Raw genomic sequence first — 16,227 nt, 5'->3', positions numbered from 1 at the left:
GACCTCAGGGCCGAGGGGCCAGGCGGCCGGGGGCCAGGCTGCCAGGGCTCGGTGCTTCGGCCGACGTCGGCCGGGGCCGGGGCTCAGCGGCTTCGGCCGGCACCGGGCTCTCGGCCTCGCCGGGGCTCAGCGGCTTGCGGCTTCGGCCGGGGCGGCTCAGCGGCCCAGGGGCCAGGCGACCGCGTGGTGGTCGAGTTCCTCGTTCTCGACCGCGTACCACGCACACGCGTCCGTGAGGGTCTCCAGCAGGGTCAGCGGATCCGGAAGCGGGTGTTCCGGGCCGCGCAGCCACCGTACGGACAGCTCCCCCGGCAGCCGCGCCGGCGGTACGAGCACATAGCTGCCCCGGCAGTGCCACCGCAGCCCCGGGTGCTCGTCCATGGTCTCGGGGTGGCAGTCCAGCTCACAGGGCCACCACTCGTCCTCGTCCTCCGGGGTGCCCCGGGTGGCGGTGAAGAAGAGCATCCGGTCGTCGCCGGAGTCCGCCACGGGACCCACCTCGACGGACTGCTCAAGCAGCCGCTCCAACGCCCGGCTGCCCGCCTCCAGCGGTACGTCCAGCACGTCGTGGACCATGCCGGTCGCGGTGATGAAGTTGGCCTCGGGCTGGCTGCGCGCCCAGCGCTCGATCTGCGCCCGGTCGGTCGTGGACTGGGTCTGCCAGGCGAAGGACAGGGGGTGTCTGGCCGGGGTGGGACAGCCGATCCGCTCGCAGGAACATCGGTAACCGACCGGATGCGCGGCGGGCGAGAGGGGCATACCGGCGTCGGCGACGGCGAGGAGCAGCGCCTCCCGGCCGGCCGTGTCGCCGTCGGGCGCGGAGTTCGCGGCGGTCTTCTTCGGACGCCTGCGCAGCCACTGGGGAAACCTGCTCTCCGTGCCGCGGTAGCGGCCGAAATCCTCGCCCATCTATCCCCTCCACACTTCACGCTCGGCCCCTGCGGACATTTCCATGGTCCCACCATCCTGCTCCCCGGGTGGACGGAGTTCCCCACCGGGGTATGAGAGCGGGGCGGCTCATTGCCACGTATGTACTGGTATGCAGGGCCAGTACGGTGCCCCGGAACCCCCGCGTCCGAGCCCACCCGCCCCACATGCCTCCACGCGCCCCCACCGCGCCCCCTGCGGCGTGCCCGACGCCGGGGCGGGCGATTCGTCCTCAATCGCCGGACGGGCTGGAGTTCGTGGCCCGCGCCGAAAGTGACCCTCCGGGCGGGAGGGGAACGGGGTCGGAGGAGGTGCGTGGCCGGACACCAAAGCGTGATTTGTGGCGCCAGGCCGCGTGACACTCCGTACGCCCAAGGGCGCCGTAAATCATGCCGTCCGGACATCCGCCTCCGGAGGCCCCGGGCCCCGGCACCACCCACCGAACCCGCGCCGCAGGCGCACCCGCACCCCGGTGCCGGGTGCGCAAAATCAAGCCCGTCCGGCGATTGAGGACACAGAACCGCTCACCCCCGCGGCGGCCACTCGTCCCCCCAAGCCGCATCCCGCGCCGCCCGGTACAGCGCGCCCTGCCGCTTCGTCACCGTCTCCCTGCGCGCCCCGCCATCCCCATCCCCATCCCCATCCCCCTCGCACAGATCCAGCAGCACCTGCCCCTTCCGGATCTGCGGCTTGCGCACCACCCGCGCCCGCCCCGGCACCCCCGGCGCCTCCAGAACGCCCACCCGCACCCCCACCACATAGCTGAACTTCTCGTCCTCGTAAGGCAGCGACCCGCCCTTCACCTGCCGGTGCAGCGACGACCGGCTCACCCGCGCCGCGAAGTGGCACCAGTCCGTGCCCCGCTCGATCGGGCACGCGCCGCTGTGCGGACAGGGCGCGGCGATCCGCAGCCCCGCCCCGGTCAGCCCGTCACGCGCCGCCATGATCCGCAGATACCCGTCCGGCGTCCCCGGCTCCACGATCACCACGGCCTGCGCGGCCCGCGCCGCCTCGGCGACCAGGGCGGCGCGGTCCGGCTCGGTGAGTTCGTTCAGGACGTACGAGACGGTCACCAGGTCACTGTCCGGCAGCCGCAGCGCCGCGCCGATCCTGGCCCGGCGCCACTCGGCGGCGCGCAGTCCGGCCGTACCCGAAGCGGCCAGTTCACGGCCGAGGGCAAGGGCGGGTTCGGCCCAGTCCAGGACGGTGGTGGTACGAGCCCCAGCCCCCACCGCCCCGGCCCCGGCCCCGACCGCCCCGGCCGCCCGCACCGCGTCCGCCCCCCACACCGCATCCGCCGCCCAAACCCCCGCTCCCGTCCCCCCGCCCACGTCCACATGGCTCCCCGGCACCCACGAAGGCGCCGCGTCCGCCAGCCCCGCCAGCGCCGCCCGTACCGCTTCGAAGGTCGCGGGCATGCGGTACGCGGCGTACGCGGCCACGTCCGACCGGTCGCGCAGCACCGGCGCGTCCGTCGGGGTCGCGCCCCGGTAGCTGGCGATCAGCCGCTCGACGGCCTGGGCGGCCTGCCGCGGCGGCAGCCCGTCGAGCAGCCCGGCAAGCGCGGCCCGCAGGGCCTCGGCGGTGGTGGGAAGGGTTGCACTCACCGGCCGAATTCTAGGCCTGCGACCAGTTCGCACCGGGCGCGGCCCACAATGCGGAAGCGAACTGCGAACCGTTCAGACGGTGTTGCTACGCTGACGCCCGTTGTCCGGCAACCGCTCTCCACGGGGGGACCATGCGACCTCACTGGTCTCACTGGGGCACCACGCGTTTTCGCCAGGGGCCCGTGAGGACCGTGAGACAGCGCGTCGTACGCATGATCCTGCTGTCCGGGATCGTCGTGCTGGCACTGCTGCTCCTCCTCGCGACCTGCGGCGGCAAGCAGCAGAAGGCCAAGGGCGACGAGAAGCCCGGCACCGGCAAGCCTCCGCAGAGCAGTTCCGTCTCGACGCACCGCCCCGTCGTACCGCCCGCGTACGACACCGCGCGCGGCTGGGAAATCCTCGGCGGCTCCCCCGACTACGCGGTCGCCGAAGCCACCAGCCGTCTCGCGTATCTGGAGCGGGTCGGCGAGACCCGGTTCCGGGTCCGTACGCTCAACCCCGCGACCGGCGAGCGCGGCTGGGACGGCGAGCCCTGGCGGCCGCTGTTCACGCCCGACCGCTTCCCGCGACTGCTCTCGGTCACCAAGGACGGGGTGGAGTACTTCGTCACCTGGTCGTACGGAAAGCTCGACCCGGAGGCGCTGCGCCCGGCCGACTCCATCGTCTCCCTCGATGTGTACACGGCGGCCGACGGCACTCGTACCCGTGTCGAGGTCCCCTGGGTGGACGCGCCGACCGTCAGCGCGGCCGGGCCCGGCATCCTGATCAGCGACGGCAAGGCGGTCAGCGCGGTCGTCGACCCGGCGAACGGCGATGTGGTGAAGGTCCCGCCGGGCCAGCTCGGCTACCCCAAGGACTGTACGAACTGCCGCAAGCTGACCGAGGTGCGCGCGGTGACGGGCAAGGGGCTGCTGGTGAGCGGCGCCAAGGAGTTCTGGGTGCGCGGCGGCTGGTACAGCCGGAAGGTCGCGCCGAAGGACACCGACCCGGCCTCCGGGGTGCCCGCCTCGATGGCGCGTGACTACATCCTCGCCAAGTGGCACAAGAAGAAGGGCGCCAAGGACGCGGCCACGCACGACGTCTGGGCGCTGCACGAGGCGGCGACGGGCAAGGCGGTGGCGCAGGTACGGTGCCGGAGGCCGGCGATCGTACCGGCCGACGACCCGAAGCTCATCGCCTCACCTGACGGCCGTTTCCTGGTCGCGGGACGGCTCGCCTTCGATCTGGACGCGAAGAAGGCGTACTGCTTCGAGGAGCCGGACGGCACGCAGCCGCTGACCCTGACGAGCGTGGGCAACGACGGTACGGCGTACGGCGCGATGAACGCCCGCAATACGACGGACGCGCTGGCGGGGCGCGGCAGCCCGGTCATCGTCGACCTGACCACCGCGACTCCGGAACCGCTGGAGCCCAATGTCGGCCTGCCCACCGGCGAGACGTCCTCGGCCGGCCTCTTCCGCTGGACGGACGCGAAGGACATCCAGCACCTGATGGGCTACCCGTACCGCGAAACAAACTAAGCCCGTCCACCCGGCTCCGCAAACCCGCCCGGCGGTTTTCCCAAGCCCGTCCGGCGATTGAGGACACAGCACGACAGCCCGTCCTGCGCGGTCCCCTCAAGCCCGTCCGGCGATTGAGGACGGAACGACCCGCCCCGGTGCCGGGCGCACAAAACCAAGCCCGTCCGGCGATTGAGGACGAACCGGCAGCCGGCCGGACCCGGCGACCCAACGCACCCGGGCTCACACACCACCCGCGTCGTACTTCATCGGCGGCTGATGCCGCCAAGGCCGCACCATCCCCACAAAACACCCAATCGCCCCCACCGAGCACACCACCTGCACCAGCGCCATCGGCACCGCCGTCTCCTCCCCCGCGATCCCCACCAGCGGTGAGGCGACCGCCCCGATCAGGAACGACGACGTACCGATCAAGGCCGAAGCCGACCCCGCCGCGTGCGGCGTACGCATCAGCCCCAGCGCGTTGGTGTTGGGCAGCGCCAGCCCCATCGCGGACATCAGCACGAACAGCCCCGCCGCGACCGGCACCAGCCCCACCTCCCCGAACACCCCGGCCGTCATCAGCAGCAGCGCCACCGCGGCGACGGCGATGACCGCGAGGCCGAAGCCCAGTACCCGGTCCATGCTGACCCGCCCGACCAGCACCTTGCCGTTGATCTGGCCGGTGGCGATCAGACCGATGGAGTTGATGCCGAAGAGCAGGCTGAAGGTCTGCGGCGAGGCGCCGTAGATCTCCTGCACCACAAACGGCGAGGCCGAGACGTACGCGAACAGCGCCGCGAAGGCGAGTCCGCCGGCCAGGGTGTAGCCGGTGAAGATCCGGTCGGCGAGCAGCCCCCGCATCGTACGGAGTGCCGCGCCGACCCCGCCGCTGTGCCGCCGCTCCGGCGGCAGCGTCTCGTGCAGCCACTTCCATACGACGAGGGTGAGGACGACACCGACCATGGTCAGAACGACGAAGATGCCGCGCCAGTCCGTGAGCCGCAGCACCTGTCCGCCGATCACCGGCGCGATGACCGGTGCGACCCCGGAGATCAGCATCAGGGTGGAGAAGAAGCGGGCCATCTCGTCGCCGTCGTACAGATCGCGTACCACCGCGCGGGCGATCACGATGCCCGCCGCGCCCGCGAGGCCCTGCAACAGCCGGAAGGCGATGAGGAGTTCGGCGGTGGGGGCCAGCGCGCAGATCGCGGTGGCGAGGACGTACACGGCCATTCCGAGCAGCAGCGGCCGGCGCCGGCCCCATTTGTCGCTCATGGGTCCGACGACGATCTGGCCGAGGGCCATGCCCGCGAGGCAGGCGGTGAGGGTGATCTGGACGGTCGCCGCAGGGGAGCTGAGCGAGCGGGTGACCTCCGGCAGGGCCGGCAGGTACATGTCCATGGAGAGCGGTGGCAGGGCGGTGAGCCCGCCGAGTACGAGGGTGACGAGCAGCCCGGCCCGGCGTGCGGCGGCGACGGGGGCGGGCGGGGAGGCGTGTACGGGAATGTGCTCCTGGGGCGACGCGGACCGCTGCCCAGGAACCGGCGCCGAGGGACGCAACCCAGACGAGCGGGGCAAACCTGTCGATACATCCCCTCCGCTCGCTATATGTCCTTCTGTCGTCCGACCGCCGTCCGGCATCCCTGTCTCCATATCGTTGAATCCTTATCTATGCTCTCAGCTCAACCGGAACGGCCGAGACCTATTAAATGGGGCAGCGATGACAGCGGGACAGAGAGCACAAGAAGCGCAGGGGCGCGCTGTGCGCTGGGGCGTACTGGCGACCGGCGGGATCGCCGCCCGCTTCACGGCCGAGGTACGGGAACTGCCGGACGCCGAGGTCGTCGCGGTGGCCTCACGCTCCGAGGCGTCGGCGAAGGAGTTCGCCGGCCGGTTCGGCATCCCGCGCGCGTACGGCGAGTGGGCCGGGCTCGTCAACGACCCGGAGGTGGACGTGGTCTACGTGGCGACGCCGCATTCCGCGCACCGGACCGCGGCCGGGCTCGCACTGGCTGCCGGAAAGCCGGTGCTGTGCGAGAAGCCGTTCACCCTCAACGCCCGGGAGGCCGGCGAACTGGTCAACCTCGCCCGGGAGCACGGCCTCTTCCTGATGGAGGCCATGTGGACGTACTGCAACCCGGTGATCCGGCGCCTGACCGAGCTGGTACGCGACGGCGCGATCGGCGACATCCAGACCGTCCAGGCCGACTTCGGCTTCCCCGGCCCCACCGACCCCACCCACCGCCTCCGCGACCCGGCCCTCGGCGGCGGCGCCCTGCTCGACCTCGGCGTCTACCCGGTCTCCTTCGCCCAGCTTCTGCTGGGCGAACCCGACCGCGTACAGGCGGAGGCACTGCTCTCACCCGAGGGCATCGATCTCAACACCGGCATCCTGCTGGGCTGGAACTCCGGCGCCACCGCCCTCCTGACCTGCTCCCTGACCGCCCCCACCCCGGTCACCGCGACGATCTCCGGCACAACGGGCCGCATCGAACTCCCCTCCGGCTTCTTCGCCGCGGACCGCTTCACCCTCCACCGCGAGAACGCGGCCCCGGAGGAATTCACCACGGACACCCCCCTCTACGGCCTCCAGCACGAAGCAACCGAGGTAATGCGCTGCCTCCGCACAGGAGAAACAGAATCCCCCTTGGTCCCCCTGGACGGCACCCTTGCGGTCATGCGAACCCTGGACGCCGTACGCGACCGCATAGGCGTCCGCTTCCCCGCCGACGCGTAGCGGGCGGGGATCGGGGACCGGTCAGGGCTTGCGGGCGTACAGGAATTGGTGTTCTTCCGCGCCCATGCCGGGGAAGTCGGGGTGGAAAACGCTGAGCTGGTTGTGTACGACCTCCAGTCCGGCCGTGCGCAGCAGCTCGGGGTAGACCTCCGCGGGGTAACTGGTGGCCCGGATGGTCAGTCCCATCCACTCGATCTCGGTGCTGTCCAGGTCCAGGGGAACGGCCGCGAGGACGAACAGGCCCCCGGGAGCGAGCCAGTTCGCGATCCGCGCGTACGTGGTGACCAGATCGGCGCGCGGCATCTGGTGCAGCGAGAAGAACGCGGTGATCGCGTCCCAGGCCCCCGGCATCTCGGGCAGGGCGCGCACATCCGCCAGTTCGAAGCGGGCGGCGGGGACCTGGGTGCGGGCCAGGTCCACCATGGTCTGTGAGACGTCGTATCCCGAGACGTGGTGGCCGGCCGCCGAGAGCCGCTCCGCGGTCGGCCGCCCGGTGCCCGAGCCGATGTCCAGCACCCGTGCACCCTGGGGCAGTTGGGCCAGCAGCCAGTCGATCGCCGCGAGCTGCTCGGGCAGGCGCGAGTACGTTTTCTCGTACGTCAGCCCCAGAGCGTCGAAGGGCCGGGCCGCCTCCTCCGAGCCGTCGACCTTGACGCCCGGTACTGGTACGGCCGCTGGTTCCTGGGTCATTGCGCGTGCTCCTGTTCCGCTGCAGAGGCATGGCGGTCGCCGCACCCGGGACATCACATTGTGAAATCGTTCCACCACATCTTGTAGTCAATAACGAGCCAGGGCATCCCGGGGCCGGATCCGGGGCCAGGGCCGGGGCCAGTCCTCGATCCCCGAGCCGGACCCAGGATCCGGGCCCCAGGATCCCCGTCCCGGACCCGGGACCCGGGACCCGGGACCCGGGACCCGGGACCCCGGACGCCCGGACTCCCGGACGCCCGGACCCCCGAGGGGCCCTAGCCCAACTGGCCGGGCCGGTAGTCGCCCGCGGGCTGCCGGGTGATCACGTTCAACCGGTTGAAGGCGTTGATGAGGGCGATCAGGGACACCAGCGAGGCGAGCTGCTCCTCGTCGTAATGCTTGGCGGCATTCGCCCAGACCCCGTCCGGGACCCCGCCCGCCGCGTCCGCGATACGGGTCCCCTCCTCCGTCAGCTCCAGCGCGGCGCGCTCGGCCTCGGTGAAAACCGTGGCCTCCCGCCACACCGCGACGAGGCTGAGCCGTACCGCCGACTCACCGGCGGCGACGGCCTCCTTGGTGTGCATGTCGGTGCAGGCACCGCACCCGTTGATCTGACTGGCCCGGATCTTCACCAGCTCCTGCGTCGCGGCGGGCAGCCCCGAGTCCGAGACCACCTGCCCCGCCGAGACGATGTGCTTCAGAAACTTGCCTGCGGTCGGACTGCCGAAGACGTTCAGACGGGCATCCATAGCCGGCCTCCTCTGCCGTTGCGGTCACCTACACCCCCACGACGGCCCGCCCCCACCCCAACGTGACACCCCCAACTGTGACCCGCGTCTCCCTCTCCCGCTCCCTCCCCGTCTCGATTCGCCGCGAGAATTGGTCTCGATCAATTCGAGTTCCGATCCAGCAGGCCCGCATAGTAGCGATACCTTTCAGGATCTCGCTCCACAACCTCCAAGATGTCACTTGCGTAACTTGCACATTCGACATCGCCGCCGGACAGTAGCTCTCTATAGATGACCCAAATACCGTCCCGGATAAGCCCGACACATCTCCAATAGAGACTGGACTCCACTGAATCGCCATATTCCTCACACCCAACAAAACCGCAAAGCAGCCAAAGAATCTCCCTCTTGTTCAGCATCTCCTTCTCAGCATCAGCAAGCACGGCCATGGCCACCGCACAGACAGCAGGGGCGGACGGCATAAGATTGGACTGGATAAATACGTGATTATCCAGCGCCCGCACCGCACTCCTGGACTGCCCATTGACGGCCACGTCAAGGATGGAAAGAAGATGCTGCGCCGATTGACCGCAGCCGCATTCGATAGAGTTCCAGTCGTGCCGTTGAATTTCCATGCGTACGAGGTTCAAGCGAATCGACCTTTCCAGGGCCGGCGATCTCCGCGCCAAAATGGGTCTTCGATCCAGTGAGGGGTGGCTGCCGCCGGGCGTGCCGGGAGTCCTGGGCATCACGCAGCGGGTCCTCTCTGCGACTACGGGTGCAGCTTTTCGCCCTTGGCCAGCATCGCTACGTACTTCTCGATCCGGCGCGCCCGGGTTTCGGGCTTCTTGGCGTCCTGGATCCGGTAGAGGATCGAGAAGCGGTTCTGCCGGTCCAGTGTCTCGAAGAACGCCGCCGCGGCCGGGTCGGCGGTCAGGGCCGCCATGAGATCGTCCGGCACCGTGGCGGTTTTCGCGCCGTCGTAGGCCGCCTCCCAGCGGCCGTCCGCCTTGGCGCGGTCGACCTCGGCCTGCCCCGGCGGACGCATCCGGCCCTGCTCGGTCAGGGCGGCCACCTTGCCCCGGTTGACCTTGGACCACTTGCTGCCCGGCTTGCGCGGGGTGAACCGCTGGAGCCACCACTGGTCGTCGAACTTGCCCTTCTGGCCGTCGATCCAGCCGTAGCAGAGTGCCACGTCGAGTGCCTGGGCGTAGTCCAGCGCGACGATTCCGGGGCCCTTCTTGCGAAGCTTGAGCCAGACGCCGGGCGAGACGGCGTGGTTCTCGCCGAGCCATGCCTCGAATGCCTCGGCGGATTCGAATGCGACGGTCTCCAAGTCCTGGGTCATGCCGGCAGCGAACCACACCCGGCCGATTGCCATGACACGGGCACGGCCCCCGGATCCAGGATGCCCGTGGACCTGCCTGATCATCTCTGTTCTCTACGCAGAACGATCAGGCAGGAGCCACAGGCCTGCTCAACGACACGACGTTGCTGCCCGGCCCCGATTGGTGGTGCCGGGAGCCCTGCTGCCCGCGCCGGTCGTTCACCGAGCAGATCCCCCACATACTGGCCCGCGCGCGGCTCACCGCCCCGCTGCGCACCGCGGTCGGGCGCCAGGTACGCGACACGGGATCCACCGTCCTCCCGGCCGCCCGCGACCTGCGCCTGTCCTGGCCGACCGTGATGGACGCCTTCCGCGTCCAGGCCCGTGAGGTCACCGCGCAGCCGCTGCCCGAGGTGAAGGTCCCGGGCATCGACGAGACCCAGCGGGGCAAGACGAAGTGGGCACAAACCGCCCCGGCACGCCCACGCAAAAGGGCCCCGCCCCCAGCCGAAGCCGGGCGGGGCCCCCTCGCTGGCCGCTGACCGCCGGCCGCTGGCCAGATCAGGCCGGGTTCAGGCCCGGGTGGCCCGACTCCGTCACAAAAGACGCCGCCGTCGTGATCGGTGCTCCCGGTGTCGTCACCGCGTTCACCGTCTTGAAGTCCGCCCGCGCACGCGCGGCACTCAGCGACACCGTCACGTACCCGCGGCGCCCGTTGTAGAACTTCATGTGCGGGTTCGCCGTCATGAAGGTCTCCCAGTTGGACGGACGTTCAGCGCCGTCCTTGCCGCTGGAGATCGACGTGGCCACGATCTCCGTGCCCAGCGTCCGCGACGCCGCGTTGTTCCAGTCCTTCTTGATGTCGTACGCGTACGCCGTGTGCACGTCGCCCGTCAGCACCATGAAGTTCTTGATGCCCGCCGCCTCGACGCCCTTCAACAGCCGCTGCCGCGACGCCGGATATCCGTCCCACGAGTCCATCGACAGCTTGAAGTCAGGGGTCGTGAGATTGCGCCGCTGCGAGAAAGTCACCTGCTGCGGTACGACGTTCCACGTCGCCGCCGACTTCTTCCAGCCGTCCAGCAGCCACCTTTCCTGCGCCCCGCCCGTCAGCGTGCGCGACGGGTCCTCCGACTCCGGTCCCGGCGTCTGCCAGCCGTCGCCGTACGCCTGGTCCGAGCGGTACTGCCGGGTGTCGAGGATGTCGAACTGCGCCAGCCGCCCGAACTCCAGCCGCCGATACAGCCGCATGTCCGCGCCCTGGGGCCGCTGCGGGGCGCGCAGCGGCTGGTTCTCCCAGTACGCGCGGTACGCCGAGGCCCTGCGCAGCAGGAACTCCTCCGGCGGTACGTCGTTCTCCGGGATGTCCCCCGCATAGTTGTTCTCGGTCTCGTGGTCGTCCCACGTCACCACGAACGGGTGCGCGGCGTGCGCGGCCCGCAGATCGGGGTCCGACTTGTAGAGGCCGTACCGCAGCCGGTAGTCCTCCAGCGTCGTCGTCTCCCGGTTGAAGTGCGCGGGAAGCTGGATGTCGGTGTAGTTGCGGGAGCCGCCGACCGCGCTCACGGCGTACTCGTACAGATAGTCGCCGAGGTGGAAGACCACATCCAGGTCCTCCTTGGCGAGGTGCCCGTACGCGGTGAAGTACCCGTCGTGGTACGCCTGGCAGGAGACAGCCGCGAACTTCAGCGAGCCGGGCTTGGCGGTACGGGCGGGAGCGGTACGGGTACGGCCCACCGGGCTGATCCAACTACCCGCGCGGAAGCGGAAGTAGTACACCCGGCCCGCGGCCAGCCCCGGGACGTCCACATGCACACTGTGGTCGAACTCCGGGTGCGCGTCCGCGTTTCCGTGCTTGACGATCTTGGTGAAGCGGGCGTCGTGCGCCAACTCCCAGCGAACGGACACCCTGTTCGCCGGCAGGCCGCTGCCCGGCTCGTACGGGCGTGGCGCCAGCCGGGTCCAGAGCAGCACGCTGTCGGGGCGCGGGTCGCCCGAGGCGACGCCGAGGGTGAACGGGTCCTCGTCGATCTTCCGCCCGTCCAGCTCCGCGGCGCCCGCGACGCCCGCGGTCGGCAGGTTGACGGAGAAGGCGAGCGCGGCGGCGGCAGCGGTACCGGTGAGGAACCGGCGCCGGCCCAGATGTGCGGCGGCGGCTCTCAGTTCGGCGGAATGGTCGTCCCGGTGGTGAACGGGTGTCATGTGCCCCTCCCCTGACGGCGGCTGTCACTGACTCACTGGCAATTGCAGTCGGGGGCGGCGGCGCCCTGCTGTCGCGTACACAACACGCGTATGGCGGAGTGATGAGAACCGTGTGCTCACTGTGTTCGCCGTACTCGCCATGTTCATACCTCACGTACGCTCCGCCGCATGGACGCCATGCGGAACTTCAACACCATCCGGGGAACGACGGGAACGGCGGGAACTGCGAGGGCGGAGGACGGTACGGAGGCGGGTACGGCAGCGGGTACCGAGGCGGGTACGGCGGGCTTCCCGGCCCGTACGGTACGGACAGCCGTCGTGACCGGCGCCGGTTCCGGTATCGGCCGGGCGGTCTCCCTCGCGCTCGCCGACGCGGGCTGGTCGGTCGTCCTGGCAGGCCGCCGTAAGGAGACCCTGGCTGTGACGGCGGCGGCGATGGGCGGCGAGGCGCAGGCGCTGCCCGTACGTACGGATGTGTCCCAACCGGCTGACGTGGCAGCCCTGTTCGCGACCGTACGCGAGCGGTACGGCCGGCTCGACCTGCTCTTCAACAACGCGGGCACCTTCGGCCCCGGCGGCACGCCGCTGGAGGACCTGCCGCTGTCGGCGTGGCAGAAGGTCGTGGACACGAATCTGACGGGCGCGTTCCTGTGCGCACAGGCCGCGTTCCGTCTGATGAAGGCTCAGAACCCGCAGGGCGGCCGGATCATCAACAACGGTTCCATCTCGGCCCACACCCCGAGGCCCGACTCGGTCGCGTACACCGCCACCAAGCACGCCCTGACCGGCCTCACCAAGTCCCTCTCCCTCGACGGCCGTCCCTACCGCATCGCCTGCGGCCAGATCGACATCGGCAACGCGGCGACGGACATGACGGAACGCATGCGGCGGGGCGTCAAGCAGGCCAACGGCGAACTGGCGGTGGAACCGGTGATGGATGTGACGGATGTGGCCACGACGGTGTTGCACATGGCCGAACTCCCCCTGGAGGCGAATGTCCAGTTCGCGACGGTACTGGCGACGACGATGCCGTACGTGGGGCGGGGGTGACCCCCCGGGGGAGACATCAGCCCGTCCAGCGATTAAGGACAAAGCACAGCTGGCCCGTCCGGCGCTTGAGGACGAACCGGCAGCCGGACGAACCGGCAACCGGACGGACCGGCGGCCGGACAAACCGGCAACCGGACGGCCCCGGCACGCCCATGCGGGCGCGGGAATGCGCGTCGGCGTCCACGCCGTTACGCAAGGCATGAGCCAGCACCCGACCCACGCCGAGGTCCTCCGCTACACCGCCTTCTCGGCCGACCCCGACGGCGGCAATCCCGCCGGTGTCGTCCTGGACGCGTCCGGCCTCGGGGACGACGAGATGCTCGCGATCGCCGCGGAGCTGGGGTACAGCGAGACCGCGTTTCTGACCGCGCCGCCCGAGGGGCTCGGCGAACCGGGCGGCGGCCGCGCCTTCACCATCCGCTACTTCAGCCCCAAGGCGGAGGTCCCGTTCTGCGGGCACGCCACCGTCGCCACCGCCGTCGCGCTGGCGGACCGCGACGGCCCCGGTGACCTGGTCTTCGCGACCCGCGCCGGGACCGTACCGGTGACGGTCACGGCCGCCGGCGCGGACGGCGCGCCGCGGGCCACGCTCACCAGCGTCGTACCGTACGTCGCCGACGCGGACGAGCAGGATGTACGGGAGGCCCTCGCCGCGCTGGGCTGGCCGGCCGGCGATCTGGACCCGGCCCTGCCGCCCCGTATCGCCTTCGCGGGAGCCCGCCACCTGGTCCTCGCCGCCGCGACCCGGGAACGGCTGGCGGACCTCTCGTACGACTTCCAGCACCTCGAAACGCTCATGCGCGGACTGGATCTGACGACCCTTCAGCTCGTCTGGCGCGAGTCCCCGACGGTCTTCCATGTCCGTGACCCGTTCCCGGTGGGCGGTGTCGTCGAGGACCCGGCGACGGGCGCCGCGGCGGCCGCGTTCGGCGCGTACGCCCGCGAACTCGGCCTCGTACCCGAGGAGTCGGTCCTCACCCTCCACCAGGGCGACGACATGGGCCGCCCCGGTGTCCTGACGGTGGAGCTACGGGCGGGCGACCCGCGCGTCCGGGTGAGCGGTACGGGCACCCGCATCCCGGACAGGACCTGAACCGGACAGGCCGCGCCGGAGCACGCTCACGGCTCCCGGACTACTCGTCCCAGGAGCCATGAGCGTCTCCCCCCGTATCCCCCGCTGTCCCCCGTTATCCGCGGCCTCCCCTGCCGGTGCTGCGGCCGCGGACGTTCGCCATGTCCTCAATCACCGGACGGACCCGGTGAGCTGAACTGTCAGCAGGGTGCGGTGACGTTCCCGCAGTAGATCCAGCCCCAGCTGGGAGAGTCGAGTTCGTACCAGCGGTTGCCCGCGGAGTTGATCTCCCAGTTGTACCAGTACAGATCCTGCCCGGCGCCGGACGTCCGCCAGAGCACGGAGCAGGACGCGGCGGGGCATGACCTGACCGGAGAGCCCGCGCTGAGGGCTTCGGTCCAGCCGGCGGCCGCCGGGGCGGAGGTCCGGTCCGGTACGGCGCTGGGGGCCGCGGCCGCCGTTGTGGCGGCTTCGGACACCGCCTGCGCCGGGGCGGTGATCCCGCCGGCGAGAAGGGCGGCGCCCATGGTGACGCCGGCGAGGAGAGTGCGTATGCGCACGGTGATGTCTCCGTTCGTGTCGGTCGAGCACGACGCTTGCCGTTCCGGGACGGCGGACCGCGGACTGCGAACTGCGGACCGGCGTCCCGGAGTGGAGTGGCACAGAGACTGCTGACCGCCGGCGGGCCGGAGCAAGGGAATCCCGCTGTCCCGGACAGACGCGGGCTGTCCGGGCCGGTCAGGGCCTTGTCCGGATCGCGGCCCGGACAGCGCGTACCGGACATCGGGGCATGGCGGAATCCGCCGTTGTCCTTGCATCAAGGCCGCAGCAAGATGACGTTCATGGGGAACCTGGGGGAATTGTCGCCGTACGAAGCCCGGGACGCCGCAGGCTTCGTCGAGTCGATGCGGCGGCTCAAGGAGCGTTCGGGGCTGACGTATCGCGAGCTGGAGGAGCGGGCCGCCCGGAACGGTGATGTGCTGGCGCGCAGCACGCTGGCCGACATCCTGCGACGGACGAGCCTGCCGCGACCCGATGTGCTGACCGCGTTCGTCCGCGCCTGCGGGGACGGGCAGCGGGTCGGCGCCTGGCTGGACGCCAGGAACCGGATCGCCGCGGGTATCGCCCTGCCCCTGCCTGCCGAGGTGCCGACCCCTGAGCCGGACGCCTCAGCCGCAGCCCCGGGCGCACTCTCGGGCCTGGGCGCGCCCTCGGGCCCGGGCGCACCCTCAGGCCCGAACTCAACCTCGGGCTCAGCCCCAGCCTCTGGCTCAACCTCGGCCCCGGGCCCAGCCTCAGACACAGGCCCGGGCTCAACCCCGGCTCCGGGCTCGGCCTCGGCTCCGGCTCCGGGCTCAGCTCCGGCTCCGGCCTCAGCCTCAGGCCCCGCCGGGGCAGGGCCGTGGACCGTTGACCCCACCGCCTCGCGGCCACCCCGCACCAAGGCCCGCGCCGTCGCGCTCGCGATCTCGGTCATCGTCCTGCCGCTCGCCCTGGCCGCCTGGGCGTTGTTCCCCGACGGCTCCGGCAATCCGGCCACACCGGCCGCCTCGGGCTCATCGGCTGTGCCGGGCCCATCGGCTGCTCCGGCCGCCGCTTCCCAGGCTCCCGCCGACGGCTGGGTCACCATCCGCCCCGCCCGTACCCCCAGCCTCTGCCTGACCGACGGACGCGACCGCGACGGCACCTACGCCAGCGCCGTCGCCGTCCAACTCCCCTGCACCCAGGCCACTGTGCCGCGTACCTACCTGGAACCGGTCGGCGAAGGCCTGTACCGCATCCAGTGGCATCACCCCCAGGAGGGGAGGGGATGTCTTACGGTCATGAGCACCGGCCCGGTCAAGGGCATGCTCGAACCCCGGAACGACTGTGCCCCGGCCACCCTGTTCCGTCTGCAACCCGCCGCCGACAGCACCGGGGGGTTCCAGCTCCGTCCCGCCAACAGCAGCCGGTGCATCGGCATCGTCGACAACGACATCGCCAAGGGCGCCGAGGCCACCGAAGAGCCTTGCACCGGCGCGGCCGACCAACGCTTCCTCGTCCGGGCGGGCTGACCGCCCTCACACGAACTGGACCCGAGCGCTTCGCCCCTCGACTACTACGGCAGCGAGCTGCGACGACAGCGCGAAGCGGCCGGCCTCAACCAGCGGCAGGTGGCGCGGCTACCGTGGGTGTACGGCGTAGGTCAGGTGCGTCACCCGTGACGACGGCTCCGAACGGACCGGCTCCAGTGCGATCCTGGACGCGTCCACGCCGTCGAACAGGCGGGTGCCGACGCCGAAAAGCACGGGTGACAGTGTGATCGAGAACTCGTCGACCAGTCCGGCGTTCAGGTGCTCCAGGATTGTCGGGGGGGGGGGGGGAGAGCGGGACGTGGAACGCACA

Annotated in this window: 15 protein-coding genes, 1 pseudogene and 1 CRISPR repeat array; of the genes and pseudogenes, 7 read left to right on the top strand and 9 right to left on the bottom strand. The window is 70.8% G+C overall.

What is annotated here, in order from left to right:
* Positions 1-156: 156 nt before the first annotated feature.
* Positions 157-909 (bottom strand): bifunctional DNA primase/polymerase, encoded by a 753-nt coding sequence (locus ACFU9P_RS09975; protein ID WP_384078511.1) that lies wholly within the window; start codon positions 907-909, stop codon positions 157-159.
* 542 nt (positions 910-1,451) lie between these two features.
* The gene (locus ACFU9P_RS09970) at positions 1,452-2,534 is read right to left on the bottom strand and encodes a small ribosomal subunit Rsm22 family protein (protein WP_384078510.1); all 1,083 of its coding nucleotides are present in this window, start codon (positions 2,532-2,534) and stop codon (positions 1,452-1,454) included.
* 191 nt (positions 2,535-2,725) lie between these two features.
* Between ACFU9P_RS09970 and ACFU9P_RS09965 the strand changes: the two genes are divergently transcribed.
* Positions 2,726-4,054, top strand: coding sequence for a hypothetical protein (locus ACFU9P_RS09965; RefSeq protein WP_376379098.1), 1,329 nt, complete (start codon positions 2,726-2,728; stop codon positions 4,052-4,054).
* Positions 4,055-4,094: 40 nt separating this feature from the next.
* Positions 4,095-4,234: direct repeats of the CRISPR family, unit length 24 nt; unit sequence CAAGCCCGTCCGGCGATTGAGGAC.
* A gap of 42 nt (positions 4,235-4,276) precedes the next feature.
* Here the strand turns inward: ACFU9P_RS09965 and ACFU9P_RS09960 are convergent.
* Positions 4,277-5,677, bottom strand: a complete 1,401-nt coding sequence (locus ACFU9P_RS09960; RefSeq protein ID WP_384078509.1) for a Bcr/CflA family multidrug efflux MFS transporter — start codon at positions 5,675-5,677, stop codon at positions 4,277-4,279.
* A gap of 79 nt (positions 5,678-5,756) precedes the next feature.
* Between ACFU9P_RS09960 and ACFU9P_RS09955 the strand changes: the two genes are divergently transcribed.
* Positions 5,757-6,773 (top strand): Gfo/Idh/MocA family protein, encoded by a 1,017-nt coding sequence (locus ACFU9P_RS09955; RefSeq protein WP_384078508.1) that lies wholly within the window; start codon positions 5,757-5,759, stop codon positions 6,771-6,773.
* 21 nt (positions 6,774-6,794) lie between these two features.
* Here the strand turns inward: ACFU9P_RS09955 and ACFU9P_RS09950 are convergent, their stop codons facing one another.
* From ACFU9P_RS09950 to ACFU9P_RS09935, 4 genes are all read right to left on the bottom strand, one after another.
* A complete protein-coding gene (locus ACFU9P_RS09950; RefSeq protein ID WP_384078507.1) occupies positions 6,795-7,463 on the bottom strand; it encodes a class I SAM-dependent methyltransferase in 669 nt (222 codons plus the stop codon).
* Between the two features lie 275 nt (positions 7,464-7,738).
* Complete coding sequence (locus ACFU9P_RS09945; protein WP_384078506.1) at positions 7,739-8,212, bottom strand: carboxymuconolactone decarboxylase family protein; 474 nt, start codon at positions 8,210-8,212, stop codon at positions 7,739-7,741.
* Between the two features lie 140 nt (positions 8,213-8,352).
* Entirely contained in the window at positions 8,353-8,826 is a 474-nt protein-coding gene (locus tag ACFU9P_RS09940; RefSeq protein WP_384078505.1) for a hypothetical protein, read from the bottom strand.
* A 137-nt stretch (positions 8,827-8,963) separates the two neighbouring features.
* Positions 8,964-9,539, bottom strand: coding sequence for a YdeI family protein (locus ACFU9P_RS09935; protein WP_384078504.1), 576 nt, complete (start codon positions 9,537-9,539; stop codon positions 8,964-8,966).
* A gap of 143 nt (positions 9,540-9,682) precedes the next feature.
* Between ACFU9P_RS09935 and ACFU9P_RS09930 the strand changes: the two genes are divergently transcribed.
* Entirely contained in the window at positions 9,683-10,060 is a 378-nt protein-coding gene (locus ACFU9P_RS09930) for a transposase family protein (RefSeq protein WP_384078503.1), read from the top strand.
* A gap of 19 nt (positions 10,061-10,079) precedes the next feature.
* Here the strand turns inward: ACFU9P_RS09930 and ACFU9P_RS09925 are convergent, their stop codons facing one another.
* Positions 10,080-11,720 carry an alkaline phosphatase D family protein gene (locus tag ACFU9P_RS09925; protein WP_384078502.1) on the bottom strand — a complete coding sequence of 547 codons (1,641 nt, stop codon included), beginning with the start codon at positions 11,718-11,720 and terminating at the stop codon, positions 10,080-10,082.
* A 168-nt stretch (positions 11,721-11,888) separates the two neighbouring features.
* On the opposite strand from ACFU9P_RS09925, the gene ACFU9P_RS09920 reads away from it, so the two are divergent.
* Together ACFU9P_RS09920 and ACFU9P_RS09915 are read left to right on the top strand one after the other, a co-directional pair.
* The gene (locus ACFU9P_RS09920) at positions 11,889-12,770 is read left to right on the top strand and encodes an SDR family oxidoreductase (protein ID WP_384078501.1); all 882 of its coding nucleotides are present in this window, start codon (positions 11,889-11,891) and stop codon (positions 12,768-12,770) included.
* A gap of 199 nt (positions 12,771-12,969) precedes the next feature.
* Positions 12,970-13,863, top strand: a complete 894-nt coding sequence (locus ACFU9P_RS09915) for a PhzF family phenazine biosynthesis protein (RefSeq protein WP_384078500.1) — start codon at positions 12,970-12,972, stop codon at positions 13,861-13,863.
* Between the two features lie 179 nt (positions 13,864-14,042).
* On the opposite strand, the gene ACFU9P_RS09910 is transcribed toward ACFU9P_RS09915, so the two are convergent.
* Positions 14,043-14,402 (bottom strand): hypothetical protein, encoded by a 360-nt coding sequence (locus ACFU9P_RS09910; RefSeq protein WP_376379123.1) that lies wholly within the window; start codon positions 14,400-14,402, stop codon positions 14,043-14,045.
* A gap of 282 nt (positions 14,403-14,684) precedes the next feature.
* Between ACFU9P_RS09910 and ACFU9P_RS09905 the strand changes: the two genes are divergently transcribed.
* Positions 14,685-15,896: a helix-turn-helix domain-containing protein gene (locus ACFU9P_RS09905; protein ID WP_384078499.1), complete on the top strand. Its 1,212-nt coding sequence runs from the start codon at positions 14,685-14,687 to the stop codon at positions 15,894-15,896.
* A 15-nt stretch (positions 15,897-15,911) separates the two neighbouring features.
* Positions 15,912-15,998 (top strand): annotated as a pseudogene (locus tag ACFU9P_RS09900) (XRE family transcriptional regulator); the annotation flags it as partial.
* Positions 15,999-16,227: the final 229 nt, after the last annotated feature.

Source organism: Streptomyces sp. NPDC057617, from assembly GCF_042800555.1.
Lineage (GTDB): Bacteria > Actinomycetota > Actinomycetes > Streptomycetales > Streptomycetaceae > Streptomyces.
The sequence above is the reverse complement of the archived record's forward strand: the minus strand, read 5'-3'. Positions and strand labels throughout refer to the sequence as shown.

Excerpts from the sequence above, each read along its gene's own strand:
- ACFU9P_RS09975 (WP_384078511.1), bottom strand. The coding sequence starts at position 909 with ATGGGCGAGGATTTCGGCCGCTACCGCGGCACGGAGAGCAGGTTTCCC.
- ACFU9P_RS09960 (WP_384078509.1), bottom strand. The coding sequence starts at position 5,677 with ATGCCGGACGGCGGTCGGACGACAGAAGGACATATAGCGAGCGGAGGG.
- ACFU9P_RS09955 (WP_384078508.1), top strand. The coding sequence starts at position 5,757 with ATGACAGCGGGACAGAGAGCACAAGAAGCGCAGGGGCGCGCTGTGCGC.
- ACFU9P_RS09950 (WP_384078507.1), bottom strand. The coding sequence starts at position 7,463 with ATGACCCAGGAACCAGCGGCCGTACCAGTACCGGGCGTCAAGGTCGAC.
- ACFU9P_RS09945 (WP_384078506.1), bottom strand. The coding sequence starts at position 8,212 with ATGGATGCCCGTCTGAACGTCTTCGGCAGTCCGACCGCAGGCAAGTTT.
- ACFU9P_RS09940 (WP_384078505.1), bottom strand. The coding sequence starts at position 8,826 with ATGGAAATTCAACGGCACGACTGGAACTCTATCGAATGCGGCTGCGGT.
- ACFU9P_RS09935 (WP_384078504.1), bottom strand. The coding sequence starts at position 9,539 with ATGACCCAGGACTTGGAGACCGTCGCATTCGAATCCGCCGAGGCATTC.
- ACFU9P_RS09925 (WP_384078502.1), bottom strand. The coding sequence starts at position 11,720 with ATGACACCCGTTCACCACCGGGACGACCATTCCGCCGAACTGAGAGCC.
- ACFU9P_RS09920 (WP_384078501.1), top strand. The coding sequence starts at position 11,889 with ATGGACGCCATGCGGAACTTCAACACCATCCGGGGAACGACGGGAACG.
- ACFU9P_RS09915 (WP_384078500.1), top strand. The coding sequence starts at position 12,970 with ATGAGCCAGCACCCGACCCACGCCGAGGTCCTCCGCTACACCGCCTTC.
- ACFU9P_RS09905 (WP_384078499.1), top strand. The coding sequence starts at position 14,685 with ATGGGGAACCTGGGGGAATTGTCGCCGTACGAAGCCCGGGACGCCGCA.